Here is a 20,159-nt window from a genome sequence, read left to right on the forward strand (position 1 = left end):
GCGTCGTTGGTACGTACGGGGGACCTGCCGCCTGCGTTCAGAGCCCCCTGCCAAGTCGCCTCTGGACAGCGGGAGGACCTGAAGTCGTGGCCGTGACCGAGTCTGCGGTGGTGCCGGTGGGGGCGTCCGGGGTGTCCGAGGGGGCGCTGGAGGCTGTTCCTGGCGCGCCCGAAGGGGCGCGCGCGGCGCACGAGGGGATTCTGCGGCGCCAGTCGGCGCGCGAGTCGGCGGCGCGCACCTACGCGCGTGCTCTTCCGATCGTCCCGGTGCGGGCGCGCGGCCTGACCATCGAGGGCGCCGACGGGAGCCGCTATCTCGACTGTCTCTCGGGCGCCGGAACCCTGGCCCTCGGGCACAACCACCCGGTGGTCCTGGAGGCGATCAGAAAGGTCCTCGATTCGGGGGCGCCGCTGCACGTCCTCGACCTCGCCACGCCCGTGAAGGACGCCTTCACCACCGAGTTGTTCCGTACCCTGCCGCCCGGGTTCGCCGACCGCGCGCGGGTCCAGTTCTGCGGACCGGCCGGGACGGACGCCGTCGAGGCCGCGTTCAAGCTGGTGCGTGCGGCGACCGGGCGCACGGGGATGCTGGCCTTCACCGGCGCGTACCACGGGATGACCGCGGGGGCGCTCGAAGCATCCGGGGGTGCGACCGAGGTGCGAGTCGCGCGCCTGCCCTATCCGCAGGACTTCCGCTGCCCGTTCGGTGTCGGCGGCGCGCGGGGCGCCGAACTCGCCGCGCGCTGGACCGAGTCGGTGCTCGACGACAGCAAGTCCGGTGTGCCGCGTCCCGCCGGAATGATCCTCGAACCCGTGCAGGGCGAGGGCGGGGTGATTCCCGCGCCCGACGACTGGATGCGCCGGATGCGTGAGATCACCGCGGCACGGAACATCCCCCTGATCGCGGACGAGGTCCAGACCGGCGTCGGCCGGACCGGCACCTTCTGGGCCGTGGAACACAGTGGGATCACGCCGGACGTGATGGTCCTGTCGAAGGCCATCGGCGGCAGCCTGCCGCTGGCCGTCGTCATCTACCGCGACGACCTCGACGTCTGGCAACCCGGCGCCCACGCAGGCACGTTCCGCGGCAACCAGCTCGCCATGGCCGCCGGCGCGGCGACCCTCGCGTACGTCCGCGAGAACTGTCTGGCCGAGCGTGCCGCGACTCTGGGTGCCCGGATGCTGGCCCAACTCCGCAAACTCGCTGACGAGTTCCCATGCATCGGCGATGTACGCGGCCGGGGACTGATGATCGGCTTGGAACTCGTCGACCCCGAAGCACCCCCGTATCCCGCGGCCGACGGTCCCCGACCCGTCGCCCCCGAACTCGCCGCCGCCGTCCAGCGAGAGTGCCTTGGCCGCGGCCTGATCGTGGAACTGGGCGGCCGCCAGTCGAGCGTGGTGCGTCTCCTCCCTCCCCTGACCATCAGCGACGAACAGACAACCGCGGTGCTCGACCGGCTGGCGGACGCGGTGGGGGCGGTGGCGCGTGGGGACTTGGGGCGTGGCGGACATCGGCCTCGCGGTGTCGGCGAGGCTCGCCGTGCTGATGGGGGCCGCGATGAGGGCGAGCTTCACGGTGACGGTCGGGAGCTGGGATACCGGCGAACGCCGTAGTGCCGCAGGGCCGGACGGTGAGCGCCACGCCGAAGAGCGCGTCAGGCGGGGTGTCGGCTTCGGAGCCCGGCGCACAGCCCCGGGGCGTGGGGGCTCGCTCTCACCCAGCAGGCACCGCCCGGACCGGCTCATCCGACTTGAGCCGCGTTCGCCGCCCACTCAGGCTCCATCCCGATCAACGCCGCCACGCATTGAAGCCAACCCGTCACACACAGCCAACGACCTCTATCCGAAGCACCCCCCTCTCACCCGAATCAACCAGGAACGCCGAAGGCCGCACGTACCGACCCGGTTCGTCGCCGCACGAGCCCGAACGACCCCACAAGGAACTCCCGTGAACGCCACCCCCGCACCCGACGGCTGTCCCCACACCTACGAGCGAGCGGCCCGTGGCACGCAGACCCCGCTCGTGCCGGGGGCCGAATCGATCCCCCGGCAGAAGGAAGGGGTCCGGGAGACCGAGGGGATGCGCGGCGCCACCGCCGACCTGCTGGAACACCCCGATCCGCAGACCGCGGCCCAGGCGGCGGCCGTAGAGAACCTGCTGCGCTGCTGGGTACGGGAGAACAACCTGCCCGCGCCCGACGACGGCACGCTCAGCATCCCCCTTCCCGCCAGCGGCACGACCCTCTTGGTCCCCGTCCACCACTGGTCCGCCACCGGCTGGCACCGCTTCGGCCTGCCCTACCTCGCCGGCACCCCCGACGAGGCGTCGCCCGCCGACGCGGTAACGGTGGCGGCCCTTCTCGCGCGGCAAGCACCGACCGGCACATCGACAGACACCAATGGCGACCAGGCGCCCACCACCGTGGGTCTGGCTCCCGTCCCTGCTCACCCCGCGCCCGGTACCGCCGACCCCGCGACCACCACGCCTCGCGCAACCGGGCCCGGCGGAGCTCTCCTCGGCCCCGCCGCAACTCGCCCCGAAGCTCAGGTGGCCCCGCCCAGCACGGCCGGTGACGGCTCCGACCTCGTCGGACGCGTCGCCGACTCCGTTCGGCGCACGGCCGTGTTCATCCGCGATCGCAGAGAACGCCCCGCCGACGAGCCCGACCTCTTTCTCACCGCCGAGCAGGCGCTGCTGTTGGGTCACCCGCTGCATCCCACGCCGAAGGGCCGCGAGGGACTCACCGAGGCCGAAGCCCGGCTGTACTCACCCGAGTTGCGCGGCTCCTTCCCCCTGCACTGGATGGCGGTTGCCCCTTCGGTGCTGGCAGCCGACTCCGCGTGGACGGAACGCGGCCGCCCCGTTCCGGCGGAGCAACTCACCACGCGGCTGGCCGGTACGGGGCTGTCGCTGCCCGAGGGGTATGCGGCACTGCCGCTGCACCCCTGGCAGATGCGCGAGGTCCGCCACCGTCGAGAGCCCGCCGCCCTGCTGGAGGCCGGGCTGCTCCAGGATCTCGGCCCGCAGGGCTCCCCGTGGCACGCCACCTCCTCGGTCCGCACCGTCTACCGCTCCGGTGCCCCCGCGATGCTCAAGCTCTCGCTGGGCCTGCGTATCACCAACTCCCGTCGTGAGAACCTCCGCAAGGAACTCCACCGTGGCGTGGAGGTCCACCGCCTGCTGCGCAGCGGCCTGTTCAAGCAGTGGCAGGCCGCTCACCCGGGCTTCGACATCGTCCGCGACCCGGCCTGGCTCGCCGTCAACGGCCCGGAAGGCAGCCCCCTGCCCGGGCTCGACGTGATGATCCGACACAACCCGTTCAGCCCGACGGACGATGCCGGCTGTATCGCGGGACTGGTCTCGCCCCGGCCGCACGCCCAGCCCGGCGCACGGAACCTGGCAAAGGGCCGGCCCCTCATGCGGTCCCGGCTCACCGAGATCGTCACACGTCTCGCGGGACGCACCGGCCGCTCGCGCGGCGCGGTCGCCACCGAGTGGTTCCTGCGCTATCTGGAACACGTCGTACGCCCCGTGTTGTGGCTGGACAGCGAGGCGGGCATCGCTCTGGAAGCACACCAGCAGAACACCCTGCTTCTGCTGGACCCCGAGGGCTGGCCCAAAGGCGGCCGCTACCGCGACAACCAGGGCTACTACTTCCGCGAGTCACGGCGTGCGGAACTCGACGCCCGGCTGCCCGGCATCGGCCGGCACAGCGACACCTTCGTCTCCGACGAGGTCACCGACGAACGCTTCGCCTACTACCTGGCCATCAACAACGTGCTCGGCCTCGTCGGTGCGTTCGGCTCCCAACGCCTCGCCGACGAACAGCTGTTGCTGGCTGCCTTCCGCCGCTTCCTTGCCGATGTGGCCACCGGCCCGGCTCGGCTGCGTACGTCTCTGCCCGCCCACCTGCTCGACTCACCCGTCCTGCGGTGCAAGGCCAACCTGCTGACCCGGCTGCACGGCCTCGACGAACTCATCGGTCCCGTGGACACCCAGTCCGTCTACGTCACCATCTCCAACCCCCTTCATTCCTGAGGAACATGACCCACCCCGTCTCCTGAGAGGAGCGTCGCCGTGCCTCCCACCGATGCGAGCACCGACGCCGGTACCGCCCCCGCCACCGAACGTGCCGCCGAACTCGCCACCGACACGGGGCCCCGCTCGGGTCCCGGTTCGGGCTCCGGCGCGAGCACCGACGGCGAGGACACCCTTGACCTACGTCTCCCCGACGAGCTCATCGCGCTCTTCGCCGGGGAAGCCGGGACACGAGGCGGGGCGACAGGTGACGCCACGGCGGGGGACATCGCCGACGTCTCGGGAGGAGACATCGGTGACGTCTCGGGAGGGGGGAGGGGAGAGCGTCGGCGCACGGCGGAGCCCCCCGCCGTCGTTCCGGCCGACGACCTGCTCGACCGCGTCGGTGGCTGGGGGCCCACCGGCACGCCCGTCGGTGTCTTCCACCTCGTCCCCGTGCGCGTCGAGCGCGATCTCACGCTCATCGCTCGCTGGATGAACGACCCTGCCGTCGCGGCGTTCTGGGAGCTGGCGGGGCCCGAGTCCGTGGCGGAGGAGCATCTACGCCGCCAGCTCGAGGGGGACGGACGCAGCGTCCCGTGCCTCGGGATGCTGGACGGCACGCCGATGAGTTACTGGGAGATCTACCGCGCGGATCTCGATCTTCTGGCTCGCCACTACCCCGCCCGACCGCACGACACCGGAATTCACCTCCTCATCGGTGGTGTCGCCAACCGTGGGCGCGGCCTCGGCTCCACCCTGCTCAGGGCAGTCGCCGACCACGTATTGGACAAGCGCCCGTCATGCGCTCGCGTCGTCGCGGAACCCGATCTTCGCAACACTCCATCCGTCTCCGCCTTTCTGAGCGCCGGCTTCCGGTTCTCCGCCGAGGTTGATCTGCCCGACAAGCGGGCAGCCCTCATGGTCCGAGACCGGGCCCTGCGCGATCTGTTGTAGCGCTGTCACTCTTAGTACACCGCTCGTCCCGATCCGGTTCCCTGTCGAGGAGTCCTCGTGCCGAATCCAGCCGCCGCCCCGGCATCCGGAGAGCCGCCCAGCCTCTACGACCCGCCTGAGCTGTGCAAAGAGCCATGGGATCGGGCCGGTCGCCGCCTCCTCGCCAAGATGATCGGCGAGTTCGCGTACGAGGGGATCATTGAGCCGGAGCCGGAGCCGGAGCCGGAGCCGGAGCCGGAGCCGGAGCCGGAGCCGGAGCCGGAGCCGGAGCCGGAGCGGGACGTCATTGAGACTTCAACGTCCGCAGGTCCAGGCACGGACCTGTCCTCGGCTCCAGGAACGGACCTGTCCTCGGCCGCCCTCGCGAAGCCGGAGAGGAAATCGACTGGGGCCGACAGCCGCTGCGTCCACTACGCCCTCCGCCTCGACGCAGGCGGCCGTTTGTCCTTCCGCGCCCGCCGTACCGCGTACCTCAGTTGGCGTGTGGACCCCGATTCGCTCACCCTCAACGAGGGAGGGGCGGAGCCCCGGCCATTCACCGACCCGGTCGGCTTCCTCACGCGCGCCCGAGGCACGTTGGGGCTGGACGGAGCGACGCTCGGTCATGTCATCCGCGAGCTGAGCACCACGCTCGCCGCGGACGCGCGCCTCGACCACAGTGCCGTCTCGGCCGCCGAGCTGGCCGATCTGGGATACGCGGAACTGGAGGGCCACCAGACCGGGCACCCCTGGATCGTGCTCAACAAGGGTCGCCTCGGCTTCTCCGCGAGGGACGCCGCCCACTGGGCGCCGGAGGCCCGCCGAGCGACGGCGCTTCCGTGGATCGCGGTGCACACCACGCTTGCCGCCTACAGGGGGGTGCGGGGCCTCGGCACCGCAGAACACCTGTACGCGCGCGAGCTCGCCCCTGCCACGAGGGAGTCCTTCGACGGGGTGCTCCGCGCGCGTGGGCTCACGCCGGAGTCGTACCTCTATCTGCCCGTTCACCCCTGGCAGTGGGACGACGTCGTGTTGCCCCTCTTCGCGCCCCATGTCGCCTCGGACGCGATCGTGCCGCTGCACTCGGACGGTGATCTACGCCTGCCTCAGCAGTCGATCCGTACGTTCCTCAATGTCTCGCGGCCGGACCGGCACGCCGTGAAGCTGCCGCTGTCCGTCCTGAACACGCTGGTGTGGCGTGGCATCCCGACGGAACGGACGCTCGCGGCTCCCGCCGTCACCGCCTGGATGCACGGCTTGCGTGACGCCGACCCGTTCCTGCGTGACACCTGCGGAGTGATCATGCTCGGCGAGGTCGCTTCGGTGACCGTCGGACATCCGGTGTACGACGGCCTCCCTGAAGTGCCCTATCAGTACAAGGAGCTGCTCGGAGCGATCTGGCGCGAACCGATCTCCCGACATCTGGCCCCCGGCGAACGCGCCCGCACCCTGGCCGCGCTCCTACACACGGACCCGGAGGGGCGTGCCTTCACGGCGCAGCTAATCGCCCGCTCGGGGCTGACTCCGAAAGTCTGGCTGCGCCGCCTCTTCGCGGCGCTCCTACCGCCCTTGCTGCATTGCCTTTATCGATACGGCACTGTGTTCAGCCCACATGGGGAGAACGTGATCGTCGTCTTCGACGACCATGACGTACCCGTGCGGCTTGCGGTGAAGGACTTCGTGGACGACATCAATGTGAGCGCGGAGCCACTGCCCGAGCATGCCTCCATGCCGCACGACGTGCGGCGTGTGCTGCTCACCGAGCCGCCCGCGTTCCTGACCCAGTTCATCCATTCCGGGCTCTTCGTAGGGGTGTTCCGCTACCTCGCCCCACTCTGCGAGGAGCAACTGGGCGTGCCGGAGGGCGAGTTCTGGTCCCTCGTACGAGCGGAGATCGTCCGCCACCAGACGCGCTTTCCCGAGCTCAAGGAGCGTTACGAGATGTTCGACCTGTTCACTCCCCGTATCGAGCGGCTGTGCCTCAACCGCAACCGGCTGCACCTCGACGGTTACCGCGACCGCCCCGATCGCCCGCACGCCGCCGTGCACGGCACGGTCCCGAACCCCCTCCACCAGCCTTGATCACGCGGCCCGTACTCGCCTTGATCACATCCGTGGTCCCTACCTTGATCGCCCGATTGTCAGTGGCGCCCCGTAGGGTGGCAGCGCTATGACGAAGCCCTCACTCCCCGAACTCCTGCATGCTGCCGTCACCGCCGTCGGCGGTACGGAGCGCCCTGGCCAGGTGACCATGGCCGAAGCCGTCGCGGATGCCATCGACGACAGCTCCCACCTGCTGGTCCAGGCGGGCACCGGCACCGGAAAGTCGCTCGGATATCTGGTGCCCGCACTCGCGCACGGGGAGCGCGTGGTCGTCGCGACCGCGACTCTGGCGCTGCAGCGCCAGCTCGTGGAGCGTGACCTGCCGCGCACTGTCGACGCGCTGCATCCGCTGCTGCGCCGGCGCCCCGAGTTCGCGATGCTGAAGGGCCGGTCGAACTATCTGTGCCTGCACCGCCTGCACGAGGGTGTGCCGCAGGACGAGGAGGAGGGCCTCTTCGACCAGTTCGAGGCGGCCGCGCCCACCAGCAAGCTCGGCCAGGACCTGCTGCGGCTGCGGGACTGGTCGGACGAGACCGAGACCGGCGACCGCGACGACCTCACGCCCGGCGTCTCCGACCGCGCCTGGGCCCAGGTGTCCGTGTCGTCCCGGGAGTGCCTCGGCGCCACCAAATGCGCCTACGGAGCGGAGTGCTTCGCCGAGATGGCCCGAGAGCGCGCCAAGCTCGCCGAGGTCGTCGTCACCAACCACGCGCTGCTCGCGATCGACGCCATCGAGGGCGCGCCGGTCCTACCCCAGCACGAGGTGCTGATCGTCGACGAGGCCCATGAGCTGGTCTCGCGGGTCACCGGAGTCGCGACCGGCGAGCTCACCCCAGGCCAGGTCAACCGCGCCGTCCGCCGTGCCGCGAAGCTGGTCAACGAGAAGGCCGCCGACCAGCTCCAGACCGCAGCCGAGGGCTTCGAGCGCCTCATGGAGCTGGCGCTGCCGGGACGCCTGGAGGAGATCCCCGAGGACCTCGGGTATGCGTTGATGGCGCTGCGCGACGCCGCTCGTACGGTCATCTCGGCGCTCGGCTCCACGCGCGACAAGTCCGTTCAGGACGAGGACGCGGTACGCAAGCAGGCCCTGGCCTCCGTGGAGACCGTGCACGACGTGGCGGAGCGCATCACCAACGGCTCGGAGTGGGACGTCGTCTGGTACGAGCGCCACGACCGCTTCGGCGCATCGCTCCGCGTCGCTCCCATGAACGTGTCCGGACTCCTCAGGGAGAAGCTCTTCGCGGACCGCTCCGTGGTCCTGACCTCCGCGACGCTGAAACTCGGTGGCGACTTCAACGGTGTGGGAGCGTCGCTGGGGCTCGCGCCCGAGGGTTCGGAGGGCGAGGATCTGCCGCAGTGGAAGGGCGTCGACGTCGGTTCGCCCTTCGACTACCCCAAGCAGGGCATTCTCTACGTCGCCAAGCACCTGTCGCGCCCCGCCCGGGACGGCGACCGCGGGGACATGCTCGACGAGCTCACCGAGCTGATCCGGGCCGCCGGTGGTCGCACGCTGGGCCTGTTCTCCTCCATGCGGGGCGCTCAGCTCGCGGCCGAGGAACTGCGCACGCGCATCCCCGAGTACCCGATCCTGCTGCAGGGAGAGGAGACGCTCGGCGAGCTGATCAAGAACTTCGCGGCCGACCCCAAGACCTGCCTCTTCGGGACACTCTCGCTCTGGCAGGGCGTGGACGTCCCGGGCCCCAGCTGCCAGCTGGTCGTCATGGACAAGATCCCCTTCCCGCGCCCCGACGACCCACTGATGAGCGCCCGCCAGAAGGCGGTCGAGGACAACGGCGGAAATGGCTTCATGGCGGTCGCCGCCACCCACGCCGCCCTCCTGATGGCCCAGGGCGCGGGCCGCCTCGTACGAGCCTCGGAGGACCGGGGCGTGGTCGCCGTACTCGACCAGCGCCTGGCCACCGCCCGCTACGGCAGTTACCTCAAAGCATCACTGCCCGAGTTCTGGTACACGACGGACCGCAACCAGGTCCGCAGGTCACTCGCGGCGATCGATGAGGCGGCGAGGAAGTCGGAGGAGGTGTAGCGCCTGGGGCGGCCCACGAGGGTGGGTTGGCCCGGGCCACAGTGCGCCGGCCGCGTTCGCCGACAGTGTGGGTCCGTCGTGCGCGGGCCGAGAGCGAGGGTGTTGAGCTGGGGCGCACCGCAAGCCGGGCGTCCCACGCGCCGTGTCCGGCCGTCCCGGCGCGCACCCAGATCTGCTCTCCCAGAGCGGGCCGCCCATCCGGGAAGCGGGCCCCGCAGTCCTCCCAAGGACGGCGTAGCGCGCGCTCGAATCACCGGTCCGGGAGCTGCGCCGCCTGCCCGGCCGTCGACTGCAGCGGCCCCGCACCCTCGACCGAAGAGCATTCCGCCGCCCGCTCCCGCTGGGCAAGCGCTCAGAGATCCAGATCCCCGCCCCAGGGAGCGCACCCCTCACGCGAAGGCCCCCCCGCCCGGGCAGCGCACTCCGCGGAGAACCCTTGACCCAGGAAGGCGCGCCCCCGCCCAAAGCCCCCAGCCTGTGGAGCGCACGCCGGGCAGAGCCGCCCCTCGTCCGGGAGGCGCATCCCTGACACGTGGCCCCCGCCCGGGCGGCGCACTCCGCGCGGAGAACCTTTGGTCCAGGAAGGCGCGCCCCCGCCCAAAGCCCCCAGCCTGTGGAGCGCACGGCAGGCAGAGCCGGCTCCGGGAGGTGCACACCCCTCACGCGAGGCCCCGAAGCCGGGCAGTGTCACGCAGAGCCCTTGGCCCAGGAACCTCACCCCCCACCCTGAGCCCCGGCCCAGGAACCCCACGTCCCCGCCAAGGCCCCCGGCCAGAAAAACGCAGGGCCCCGGAACCGGCGCAGTTGGTCCCGGGGCCCGGTCAGGGGCGGGGCGGCGCGTCCCGCCCCGCGCAGGTGGTTACACCCGCCGCAGCACTGCCACGACCTTGCCGAGGATGGTCGCCTCGTCGCCGGGAATCGGCTGGTACGCGGAGTTGTGCGGCAGCAGCCACACATGCCCGTCCTCGCGCTTGAAGCGCTTCACCGTGGCTTCGCCGTCGAGCATCGCGGCCACGATGTCGCCGTTCTCCGCGACCGGCTGGCGGCGGACCGTCACCCAGTCCCCGTCGCAGATGGCGGCTTCGATCATCGAGTCACCGACGACCTTGAGGACGAATAGTTCGCCATCACCGACCAACTGGCGGGGGAGGGGGAAGACGTCCTCGACCGACTCCTCGGCGAGGATCGGGCCACCGGCGGCGATCCGGCCGACCAGCGGGACGTACGACGCGGCCGGCTTGCCTGCCGTGTCGGTGGGCTGCACCGAGGACTGGTCGGAGCCCCGGACCTCGTACGCGCGCGGGCGGTGCGGGTCGCGGCGCAGGAAGCCCTTGCGCTCCAGCGCCATCAGCTGATGCGCGACCGAGGAGGTGCTGGAGAGGCCGACCGCCTGTCCGATCTCCCGCATCGACGGCGGGTAGCCGCGTCGCTGCACCGAGTCCCTGATTACCTCGATCACCCGGCGCTGCCGGTCCGTGAGCCCGGAGCTGTCCGCCCGGATGCCTGGAGGTCGGCCCGGTAGGGAGCGCTTGGGTCCCTCATGATTCACGGCTTCGTTCATCGCATGCACCGGCTCGAGTCGGCCCTGGGAGCGGTCCTGGGCAGTGATGGTGGCACTGTCTGCGGTGGTGGTCACGTCGGCCCCTCTCGATGGTCTCCCTGCTGGACAACGGTAGTTGCTTTCGAAAGGTTGCGCCAAACACACGTTCGAGTGAAAAAACGCGGATTGCCTCGCGTGATCATGTGTCTGGGTGTATGGCTACGCTGCGCCTGGCGGACAAAAAGGCGTATTGCTGTACTCTTCACCGCCGGGGCGATGACCGTGCCGACAGATGTGGGCCGCGGCCCAGTCTGCCATCCGGCACCCCGTCAACCGGGTACCGCCCCCCCAATGTGCACGGCCACCACGGTATCTCCGCGTGTCCGGGATCGGTATGGCCGTGCGGCACATGCCAATACGTGTGCGACACGCGCGTCGTGGGCCAATTTTCGCGTCGATCCCCACATCTAGTGGTTGGATTGAAACATCAGCCCAAGTGTTGTGGTCCCCCGGGTCTCCGGGCCTCCGGCCATCGCCTATGCTTGGGGCTGCTTCGAGGGGCCCAAGAGGTCTCGCGAGGTCTATGAGTCGTGCTGTGAAGGAGGGTTGGAGCCATGCACTGCCCCTTCTGCAGGCACCCGGACAGCCGCGTCGTCGACAGTCGTACGACCGATGACGGCACGTCGATCCGCAGGCGCCGCCAGTGCCCGGACTGCTCCCGTCGTTTCACGACCGTGGAGACGTGCTCGCTGATGGTGGTCAAGCGCTCCGGCGTGACCGAGCCTTTCAGCCGTACCAAGGTCATCAACGGCGTGCGCAAGGCATGCCAGGGGCGGCCTGTCACCGAGGATGCTCTCGCCCAGCTCGGCCAGCGGGTCGAGGAGGCGGTGCGGGCCACCGGAAGCGCCGAACTGACCACCCATGACGTGGGGCTGGCCATACTCGGCCCGTTGCAGGAACTCGACCTCGTCGCCTATCTGCGGTTCGCGTCCGTCTACCGGGCGTTCGACTCGCTCGAGGACTTCGAGGCCGCCATCGCGGAACTCAGGGAAGAGACGAGGCAGCGGCCCACCGCGGACGAGGCGGTCGACGAAGACGCCGCCGCGGAGCGCCCGGAAAGTGACCGCGGGTCCGGAGAGGCCGTCCAGGTCCCCGTGCCCGCCAGCGCCGCCGACTGAGGGGAAGGCCGACTCGAGTCGGCTCATCGGCGGCGACCACAGACCTGCTGCGGGCGGCCGCGCATACGGCGCCCGCAGCACCAGACACACACCGTGCCACGGGAAGAACGAGGCACTTCAGGGCGTTTTAGCCCGATACAGGGAGGCGGCATGACAGAGACGGCGAGCGGTCCGGCACGAGGTTCCCGCGCCAAGGGCACCAAGGCCAGCAAGGGACTGCGCATCGAGCGCATTCACACCACCCCCGGCGTGCACCCGTACGACGAGGTGGAGTGGGAGCGCCGTGACGTCGTCATGACCAACTGGCGCGACGGCTCGGTCAACTTCGAGCAGCGTGGCGTCGAGTTCCCCGGCTTCTGGTCGGTGAACGCGGTCAACATCGTCACCAGCAAGTACTTCCGCGGTGCCGTCGGCACCCCACAGCGAGAGGTGAGCCTCAAGCAGCTCATCGACCGCATCGTGAAGACGTACCGGAAGGCCGGTGAGGACTACAAGTACTTCGCCTCGCCCGCCGACGCGGAGATCTTCGAGCACGAGCTGGCGTACGCCCTCCTGCACCAGGTCTTCAGCTTCAACTCCCCGGTGTGGTTCAACGTCGGCACGCCGCAGCCCCAGCAGGTCTCGGCCTGCTTCATCCTGTCCGTCGACGACTCCATGGAGTCGATCCTCGACTGGTACAAGGAAGAGGGCATGATTTTCAAGGGCGGCTCCGGCGCCGGCCTGAACCTCTCCCGCATCCGCTCCTCCAAGGAGCTCCTCTCCTCGGGCGGCAACGCCTCGGGTCCCGTCTCCTTCATGCGCGGTGCCGACGCCTCCGCAGGAACGATCAAGTCGGGTGGCGCCACGCGCCGCGCGGCCAAGATGGTCATCCTCGACGTCGACCACCCCGACATCGAGGACTTCATCGAGACCAAGGTCAAGGAGGAGGAGAAGATCCGCGCCCTGCGTGACGCGGGCTTCGACATGGACCTGGGCGGCGACGACATCACGTCCGTCCAGTACCAGAACGCCAACAACTCGGTCCGTGTGAACGACACGTTCATGAAGGCCGTCGAGTCGGGCGGCAAGTTCGGCCTGACGTCCCGTATGACCGGCGAGGTCATCGAGGAGGTCGACGCCAAGGCGCTGTTCCGCAAGATGGCCGAGGCCGCCTGGGCCTGCGCCGACCCGGGCATCCAGTACGACGACACGATCAACCACTGGCACACGTGCCCGGAGTCCGGCCGTATCAACGGCTCCAACCCGTGCAGCGAGTACATGCACCTGGACAACACGTCCTGCAACCTTGCCTCGCTGAACCTGATGAAGTTCCTGAAGGACGACGGCAAGGGCCACCAGTCCTTCGACGTCGAGCGCTTCTCGAAGGTCGTCGAGCTGGTCATCACCGCGATGGACATCTCGATCTGCTTCGCTGACTTCCCGACCCAGAAGATCGGCGAGAACACGCGCGCCTTCCGTCAGCTGGGCATCGGTTACGCCAACCTCGGCGCCCTCCTGATGGCGACCGGGCACGCGTACGACTCCGACGGCGGCCGCGCGCTCGCCGGTGCCATCACCTCCTTGATGACGGGTACGTCGTACAAGCGTTCCGCCGAGCTCGCCGCGGTCGTCGGCCCGTACGACGGCTATGCCCGCAACGCGCAGCCCCACCAGCGCGTCATGAAGCAGCACGCCGACGCCAACACCACGGCCGTCCGCATGGACGACCTGGACACCCCCATCTGGGCCGCCGCTACGGAGGCCTGGCAGGACGTGGTTCGCCTCGGCGAGAAGAACGGCTTCCGTAACGCGCAGGCCTCCGTGATCGCCCCGACCGGCACCATCGGTCTCGCGATGTCCTGCGACACCACCGGCCTCGAGCCCGACCTCGCGCTGGTCAAGTTCAAGAAGCTGGTCGGCGGCGGTTCGATGCAGATCGTCAACGGCACCGTGCCGCAGGCCCTGCGCCGCCTGGGTTACCAGGAGGAGCAGATCGAGGCGGTCGTCGCCCACATCGCCGAGAACGGCAATGTCGTCGACGCCCCGAGCCTCAAGCACGAGCACTACGAGGTCTTCGACTGCGCCATGGGCGAGCGCTCCATCTCCGCGATGGGCCACGTCCGCATGATGGCCGCGATCCAGCCGTGGATCTCCGGCGCGCTCTCCAAGACGGTCAACCTTCCGGAGACGGCGACCGTCGAGGACGTCGAAGAGGTCTACTTCGAGGCCTGGAAGATGGGCGTCAAGGCGCTCGCGATCTACCGCGACAACTGCAAGGTCGGCCAGCCCCTCTCCGCGAAGACCAAGGAGAAGGAGAAGGCCGAGGTCACGGCGAAGGCCGAGGAGACCATCCGTACCGCGGTCGAGAAGGTCGTCGAGTACCGCCCGGTCCGCAAGCGTCTCCCCAAGGGTCGTCCCGGCATCACGACGTCCTTCACGGTCGGCGGCGCCGAGGGCTACATGACCGCCAACTCCTACCCGGACGACGGTCTCGGCGAGGTCTTCCTGAAGATGTCGAAGCAGGGCTCCACCCTGGCGGGCATGATGGACGCCTTCTCGATCGCCGTCTCGGTCGGTCTGCAGTACGGCGTGCCCCTGGAGACGTACGTCTCGAAGTTCACGAACATGCGCTTCGAGCCGGCGGGCATGACGGACGACCCGGACGTGCGGATGGCGCAGTCGATCGTCGACTACATCTTCCGCCGCCTGGCGCTGGACTTCCTGCCCTTCGAGACCCGCTCCGCGCTCGGTATCCACTCCGCCGAGGAGCGTCAGCGTCACCTGGAGACGGGCTCCTACGAGCCCGCCGACGACGAGGTCGACGTCGAGGGCCTGGCCCAGTCGGCACCCCGTGCGCAGGAGCTGAAGGCCGTCGCCGCCCCGAAGGTCGAGGTCGAGGCGGCCGAGCCCGCCCCGAAGCAGGCCCACACCAGTGCCGAACTGGTGGAGATGCAGTTGGGCATCCAGGCGGACGCCCCCCTGTGCTTCTCCTGCGGTACGAAGATGCAGCGGGCCGGTTCCTGCTACATCTGCGAGGGCTGCGGTTCGACCAGCGGTTGCAGCTGATCCGAAGCCCTGAAGGGCGGCACGGCTCCCTGCCGTGCCGCCCTTCGGCGTTTTCATGACCCTATGGAGAGCCGGTTTGGGGTGCCACGGCTCTTCGAAGGGGCCTGTTTCTGGAATGCGGTTCCCGGGGAGTGCGATTCAGGCGTCCTGAGGGCTGCCCATGACCCTGGCGAAGGTCGCCGGGTCGGTGTCGTAGCCGTGGATGCCCGGGTGGAAAGTCCACTCCCCGGAGTCGTCGCGTACGAACTCCCCGACGGTCGCGGCGGTAGCCCCCAGGACGTCGCCGAATTCGCCCTCAGTGAGGACGGTGTAGCCCTCACGCATGCGGAAGGCGGGATTGAGCACACCCACGAATGTCTTGTGACCGGCACGCTGTTGGATGAGGACGCCGACCACCACGCGCGCGTAGCGGCTGTCCAGACGGTCGAGCTCCAGTGTCATGACCTCGTCCCAGCCGAAGCCCTTGCCGTCCTTGCTGTCCCGGTTCAGATAGATGGTGCCGTCCGGCGAGCGGCTGTCGAAGTGGACTACATAGGCCGGGCCTTGGCCCGGGGCGGCCGCCAGATAGGTCGCCGCGATGATGTCGAGATCGGTCGCGGGCTGCCCCACAGGACTCGGATCCCACTTCACCGCCAGCTCGACCTTGCGGATGCCCTTGTTGAGACCGTTCACCGAATCTCCCTCCCCGTTCCCCATCTGCATTGGCCCAACTACCCTGTGGTCAGGGCCGGTTGTCCATCGTGCCACGCGCGCCGGGGCGCTCGCGCGGATGTACTCCGCCGGAGCGTGACCGGCGCCACGCTCCGTGGCCTTACGATGGCGCGGTGCTGGTCAAGTGGATTCGCTGCACCGTGGTGGACCGCCGCGGTTTCGAGCGGGGGCAGCGAAAGTGGGCGGGGCTTCTGGGGGAGCCGGGTTTCCGGGGACAGGGCGGGGGATGGAGCCGGGGGCGGTCCGGCGTCGCACACGTCTTCGCCTTCTGGGAAAGTCGTGCCTTCTACGACTCCTTCATGGCCCGCTCCCACGACCGGCTCGCCGCCGCTCAGTCGGGCACCTTCAAGGACTCCCAGGTCAAGCTGTTCGATCACCGCTTCGACGTGAAGACCGGCTTCGAACCGCGCTTCACGGACGCCGACCTGGTGCGCGTGGCCCACTGCCGGATCCACGAGGAGCGTGCCGAGCACTTCGCTTTGATGCAGGAGAAGGTCTGGAACCCCGCGATGGCCGGCTCGCCCGGCATGGTGCGCGGCCTGTTCGGTGAGGCGCCCGGCCATGAGTTCCTGATCCTGTCCATGTGGCAGTCGGCGGCCGAGCACGGCAAGTACCGCGCCGAGCGGGTGGAACGGCTCGCGCTGCGCGCCCAGATCGAGGCCGACGTCGCGGCCCTCGCGGGTGACATCGTGGACCTGGAGCCCGGCTGGACCGTCTGATCGGGCCACGTGGTGGGGGTTCCTGTGTGCTGGAGCCGTGTGACCTACACCGTATGAGTCCATACGAGTGCTCGATCGGCCGCAACACGATCTAGGGTCATTGGCATGGCACGACCACGGCGCATCGTTCTTGTCCGGCACGGCGAGTCGGTGGGCAATGCCGATGACACCGTGTACGAACGCGAGCCCGACCACGCTCTGGCGCTCACGGAGAAGGGGTGGCAGCAGGCGGAGGACACCGGTAAACAGTTGCGGGAGCTCTTCGGACGGGAGCGCGTAAGCGTTTACGTGTCGCCCTACCGCCGCACGCTCGAGACGTTCCGCGCCTTCCACCTCGACCCCGACCTCGTACGGGTGCGCGAGGAGCCGCGACTGCGTGAGCAGGACTGGGGCAACTGGCAGGACCGTGATGACGTACGCCTCCAGAAGGCGTACCGGGACGCGTACGGGCACTTCTTCTACCGCTTCGCGCAGGGCGAGTCCGGGGCCGACGTGTACGACCGGGTCGGCGGCTTCCTGGAGAGCCTGTACCGCAGCTTCGAGGCACCCGACCACCCGCCGAACGTCCTCCTGGTGACGCATGGCCTGGCCATGCGGCTGTTCTGCATGCGCTGGTTCCACTGGACGGTCGCGGAATTCGAATCGCTGTCGAACCCAGGGAACGGGGAGACGCGGATGCTCGTTCTGGGGGAGGACGGCAGGTACACACTTGACCGGCCCTTCGAGCGATGGCGCGATCCGGAATCGTACGGAGTCACCGGATAGAGTGGCAGAGCGATGACCGCTGACTCCTCTCCCGACAGGCGCCTGGGCCGCGCCCTGGCCAGCCTGCGCGGACTCGCGGTGGGAGACGCACTGGGCTCACAGTTCTTCGTGCCCGCGAACTACCCGCTGCTCAAGCGCCGTGAGCTGCCGCCCCGTTCCTGGCAGTGGACCGACGACACCGAAATGGCCTGCTCCGTAGTGGCCGTTTTGGCCGCGCACCACCGCATTGACCAGGACGAACTGGCCCGTTCCTTCGCCGAGCACCACGACCTCGACCGGGGCTACGGACCGGCGGTCAACAGGCTGCTGCGGCTGGTCAGGGAGGGCGGCGACTGGCGCGAGCTGGCGTCCGCCCTCTTCAAGGGCCAGGGCTCGTGGGGCAACGGCGCCGCGATGCGGATCGCCCCCCTGGGCGCCTGGTACGCCGACGACCCGGAGCAGGCGACGCATCAGGCGGAGATCTCCGCGTACCCCACGCACCAGCACCGCGAGGCCGTGGTGGGTGCCATGGCCGTCGCCGCGGCCGCGGCTCTGGCGGCCGACCCGGCAGGCCCGCCGAGTGCCGAGGCGCTGCTCGACGGCGTCGTCGCGCTCGTGCCGCGCAGCGCCGTCGGCGCGGGTCTACGGCGCGCCCGGGACATGCTCGACTACGGAGACGCCGCGACCGTGGCCGCCGTCCTGGGCTGCGGACGGCGTACGTCGGCGCACGACACCGTGCCGTTCGCGCTCTGGTCGGCGGCCCGGGCCCTCGGCGACTACGAAGAGGCCTTCTGGGTCACCGCCCAGGTCGGCGGCGACGTGGACACCACCTGCGCCATCGTGGGCGGGGTGGTCGCCGGGGGGAAGGCGGGAGCGCCACCGGCTGCCTGGGCGGAGTCCACGGAGGAGCTGCCGGACTGGGTGCAGGGGCTCGCGTACGGGCGTACGGCGAGCGGCGCGTAGGGCGGCTGTACGGAGCGCTCCGTGCCCCGTGTGAAGCCCCGGATGCCTGCCGCGGGAGTCGGCGGAACCTAGCCAATGCCGGTCATCTCTGTCACAGGCTTGCTACAGCATGTCCGCCACTCCCTGAGGCGCCTTGCCCGTGCATACCCTGTCCGCCACGCAGCCTGTTGATCACCACGGGCGTGCGCCGACGCGACACCGGTCAACAGCTTTCTGCCGCCATGGCGTGTTGTGGGCTGTCCAAGGGCCGGCTGGGAGGGGGTGCTGTGTCCGACATACCGTCCGCGTCCGAGCCGAGGGGCCAGAGACCGGCGAAGCCGAGGAATCCGGAGGCGAAGGGGCCAAGGGAGGGGGAAGAGCCAAGGGAGGTCACGGGGCCGATGGGGGTGGCGGAGTCGACGGCCCCCACCGATCCGACGGAACCCGCGGAACCCACGGATCCCACGGACTCGGCAGATCCGGGGGAACCGGAATCGACCGGGTCGAGCTCCCAATCCGGCTCAAAGGGGGATGACACCGAGGCGGAGGAGGAAGCCGAGGAGGAATCCGACTGGGCCTCCCCGTCGCCCACTCCCGTCCCCTGGTTGTCCGAGCTTCAGGTCAGGTCACCCGCCCCGGTGCGTACGGCCACACTGTGGGCCGCGCTCGCCTCCGGCGTGCTCAGCATGCTGCTCCTCGATGACGGCCTGGCGCTCAATCTCCTGCTCGTTGCGATCCCCGCCACACTCGCCGCCTACTTCGCAGCTCAGGCCGCGGGACGACGCACGCGCGCGTGGACGCTTGTTTGGGGCATCGGTGGCATCGGTCTGCTCATCGTGCCTGCCCTGCGTGACGCCGACTGGCCTTCGTTCCTCGCGGTCGTCACCGCGGTCGCGCTGGGCTCACTCGCGCTGCACGGAGGCCGCACCTGGCCCGCCGTCCTGCTCGGCCCCATCGGCGTGTTCAACGCCCTGGTCACCGGACCCACCTGGGGATGGCGCGGGCTGCGCGAACGCTTCGGCGGCGCGCGCCGCCGTGTGGGTGCCGGGCTGCGTGCGCTGGCTGTGACCGCGGTCCTGCTGCTGGTCTTCGGAGCGCTGTTCGCGGGGGCCGACGCCGCCTTCGCGGATCTGCTCGGTGAACTGATGCCGGACGCGTCCGTCTCCGGCGGTCCCTGGCGCGTTGTGCTTCTGGCCCTCGGCCTGGTCGGAGCGCTCGCGGCGGCCCACACGGCTGCCGCGCCCGTCCAGTGGGACCGGGTCGAAGTGCCCAAGGGCCGCCCGCGCGGCCGCTTGGAGTGGGCGCTGCCGCTGATCGTGCTCACCGTGCTCTTCGCGGCCTTCAACGCAGTCCAACTGGCCGTGTTGTTCGGCGGATACGACGCCGTACTGAAGAAGACCGGCCAGACGTACGCCGAATACGCCCGTCAGGGCTTCTGGCAGCTGCTGCTCGTCACGCTTCTGACCCTGCTCGTCATCGCGTTCGCGCTGCGCTGGGCGCCGCGCGACGAGGCGCGCGACCGGAAGCTGGTGCGGGGCGTGCTGGGAACTCTGTGCGGCCTGTCGCTCGTTGTCGTCGCATCGGCAGTACGCCGTATGGACATGTATGTGGAGGCCTACGGACTGACACGGCTGAGAGTCTCGGTGGTGGCCGTGGAGCTCTGGCTCGGCCTGATCATCGTGCTCATCATGGCGGCCGGGGCCTGGGGCGCCCGCTGGCTGCCGCGTGCCGTCGCGGCCAGTGCGGCGGCGGGCGTGCTCGCATTCGGACTGATGTCGCCCGACGGTCTGATCGCCGAGCGCAACGTTCAGCGGTACGAGGACACCGGCAAGTTCGACCTCGAGTACGCGCGTGGCCTGTCCGCCGACGCCGTACCAGCCCTCGACAAGCTGAAGGAGCCGCTGCGTTCCTGCGCGCTGAGCCCCGTCGCCATCGAACTGGGCGAGGACGAGGGCCCCTGGTACGCCACCAGTTGGGGCGAGGCACACGCCCGGGACATTCTTCGTGACCGGCCACCGTCGAAGGACCCGGATTGGAGCGCGTGCAGCCGGATGGCGGACGACCTGAAGTACCGGTGAGCGCCCGCTCCCACCCCTCGGTCCAGGGGCGCGCCCTTGGTGTCGACCTGCGGATGGCCGGACCGGCGCCCTCGCCTTCGGGTCCCCCGAACCCCGGTC

The 20,159-nt window shown here is 69.8% G+C and carries 13 protein-coding genes; 11 read left to right on the top strand and 2 right to left on the bottom strand.

From position 1 onward, the window contains the following. Nucleotides 1–131: 131 nt before the first annotated feature. The 5 genes from OG390_RS37775 to OG390_RS37795 all read left to right on the top strand — a co-directional run bounded on the left by OG390_RS37775 (nt 132) and on the right by OG390_RS37795 (nt 9,103). Entirely contained in the window at nt 132–1,616 is a 1,485-nt protein-coding gene (locus tag OG390_RS37775; protein WP_406178092.1) for a diaminobutyrate--2-oxoglutarate transaminase family protein, read from the top strand. A 334-nt stretch (nt 1,617–1,950) separates the two neighbouring features. Then, complete coding sequence (locus tag OG390_RS37780) at nt 1,951–4,041, top strand: IucA/IucC family protein (protein ID WP_406174197.1); 2,091 nt, start codon at nt 1,951–1,953, stop codon at nt 4,039–4,041. Nucleotides 4,042–4,080: 39 nt separating this feature from the next. After that, the gene (locus tag OG390_RS37785) at nt 4,081–4,977 is read left to right on the top strand and encodes a GNAT family N-acetyltransferase (RefSeq protein ID WP_406174198.1); all 897 of its coding nucleotides are present in this window, start codon (nt 4,081–4,083) and stop codon (nt 4,975–4,977) included. Nucleotides 4,978–5,034: 57 nt separating this feature from the next. Next, the gene (locus OG390_RS37790) at nt 5,035–7,038 is read left to right on the top strand and encodes an IucA/IucC family protein (protein WP_406174200.1); all 2,004 of its coding nucleotides are present in this window, start codon (nt 5,035–5,037) and stop codon (nt 7,036–7,038) included. 88 nt (nt 7,039–7,126) lie between these two features. Continuing rightward, nucleotides 7,127–9,103, top strand: coding sequence for an ATP-dependent DNA helicase (locus OG390_RS37795; RefSeq protein WP_406174202.1), 1,977 nt, complete (start codon nt 7,127–7,129; stop codon nt 9,101–9,103). Nucleotides 9,104–9,962: 859 nt separating this feature from the next. Here the strand turns inward: OG390_RS37795 and lexA are convergent. Beyond that, a complete protein-coding gene (gene lexA / locus OG390_RS37800; RefSeq protein WP_189188217.1) occupies nt 9,963–10,739 on the bottom strand; it encodes a transcriptional repressor LexA in 777 nt (258 codons plus the stop codon). Nucleotides 10,740–11,257: 518 nt separating this feature from the next. Here lexA and nrdR point away from each other — a divergent pair. Together nrdR and OG390_RS37810 are read left to right on the top strand one after the other, a co-directional pair. Next, nucleotides 11,258–11,821 (top strand): transcriptional regulator NrdR, encoded by a 564-nt coding sequence (gene nrdR / locus OG390_RS37805; RefSeq protein ID WP_399084139.1) that lies wholly within the window; start codon nt 11,258–11,260, stop codon nt 11,819–11,821. 150 nt (nt 11,822–11,971) lie between these two features. After that, nucleotides 11,972–14,866 carry a vitamin B12-dependent ribonucleotide reductase gene (locus tag OG390_RS37810; protein WP_406174204.1) on the top strand — a complete coding sequence of 965 codons (2,895 nt, stop codon included), beginning with the start codon at nt 11,972–11,974 and terminating at the stop codon, nt 14,864–14,866. Between the two features lie 138 nt (nt 14,867–15,004). Here the strand turns inward: OG390_RS37810 and OG390_RS37815 are convergent, their stop codons facing one another. After that, nucleotides 15,005–15,562, bottom strand: coding sequence for a TerD family protein (locus OG390_RS37815; protein ID WP_406178094.1), 558 nt, complete (start codon nt 15,560–15,562; stop codon nt 15,005–15,007). A 128-nt stretch (nt 15,563–15,690) separates the two neighbouring features. On the opposite strand from OG390_RS37815, the gene OG390_RS37820 reads away from it, so the two are divergent. The 4 genes from OG390_RS37820 to OG390_RS37835 all read left to right on the top strand — a co-directional run bounded on the left by OG390_RS37820 (nt 15,691) and on the right by OG390_RS37835 (nt 20,060). Continuing rightward, nucleotides 15,691–16,296, top strand: coding sequence for a DUF4937 domain-containing protein (locus OG390_RS37820; protein WP_406174206.1), 606 nt, complete (start codon nt 15,691–15,693; stop codon nt 16,294–16,296). A gap of 105 nt (nt 16,297–16,401) precedes the next feature. Then, nucleotides 16,402–17,061 (top strand): histidine phosphatase family protein, encoded by a 660-nt coding sequence (locus OG390_RS37825; RefSeq protein ID WP_406174208.1) that lies wholly within the window; start codon nt 16,402–16,404, stop codon nt 17,059–17,061. Nucleotides 17,062–17,073: 12 nt separating this feature from the next. After that, complete coding sequence (locus OG390_RS37830; RefSeq protein ID WP_406174209.1) at nt 17,074–18,003, top strand: ADP-ribosylglycohydrolase family protein; 930 nt, start codon at nt 17,074–17,076, stop codon at nt 18,001–18,003. A gap of 584 nt (nt 18,004–18,587) precedes the next feature. Further along, nucleotides 18,588–20,060 (top strand): DUF4153 domain-containing protein, encoded by a 1,473-nt coding sequence (locus OG390_RS37835; RefSeq protein WP_406174211.1) that lies wholly within the window; start codon nt 18,588–18,590, stop codon nt 20,058–20,060. Nucleotides 20,061–20,159: the final 99 nt, after the last annotated feature.

The organism is Streptomyces sp. NBC_00996, from assembly GCF_045162675.1.
In the GTDB taxonomy this organism is placed as follows: domain Bacteria; phylum Actinomycetota; class Actinomycetes; order Streptomycetales; family Streptomycetaceae; genus Streptomyces.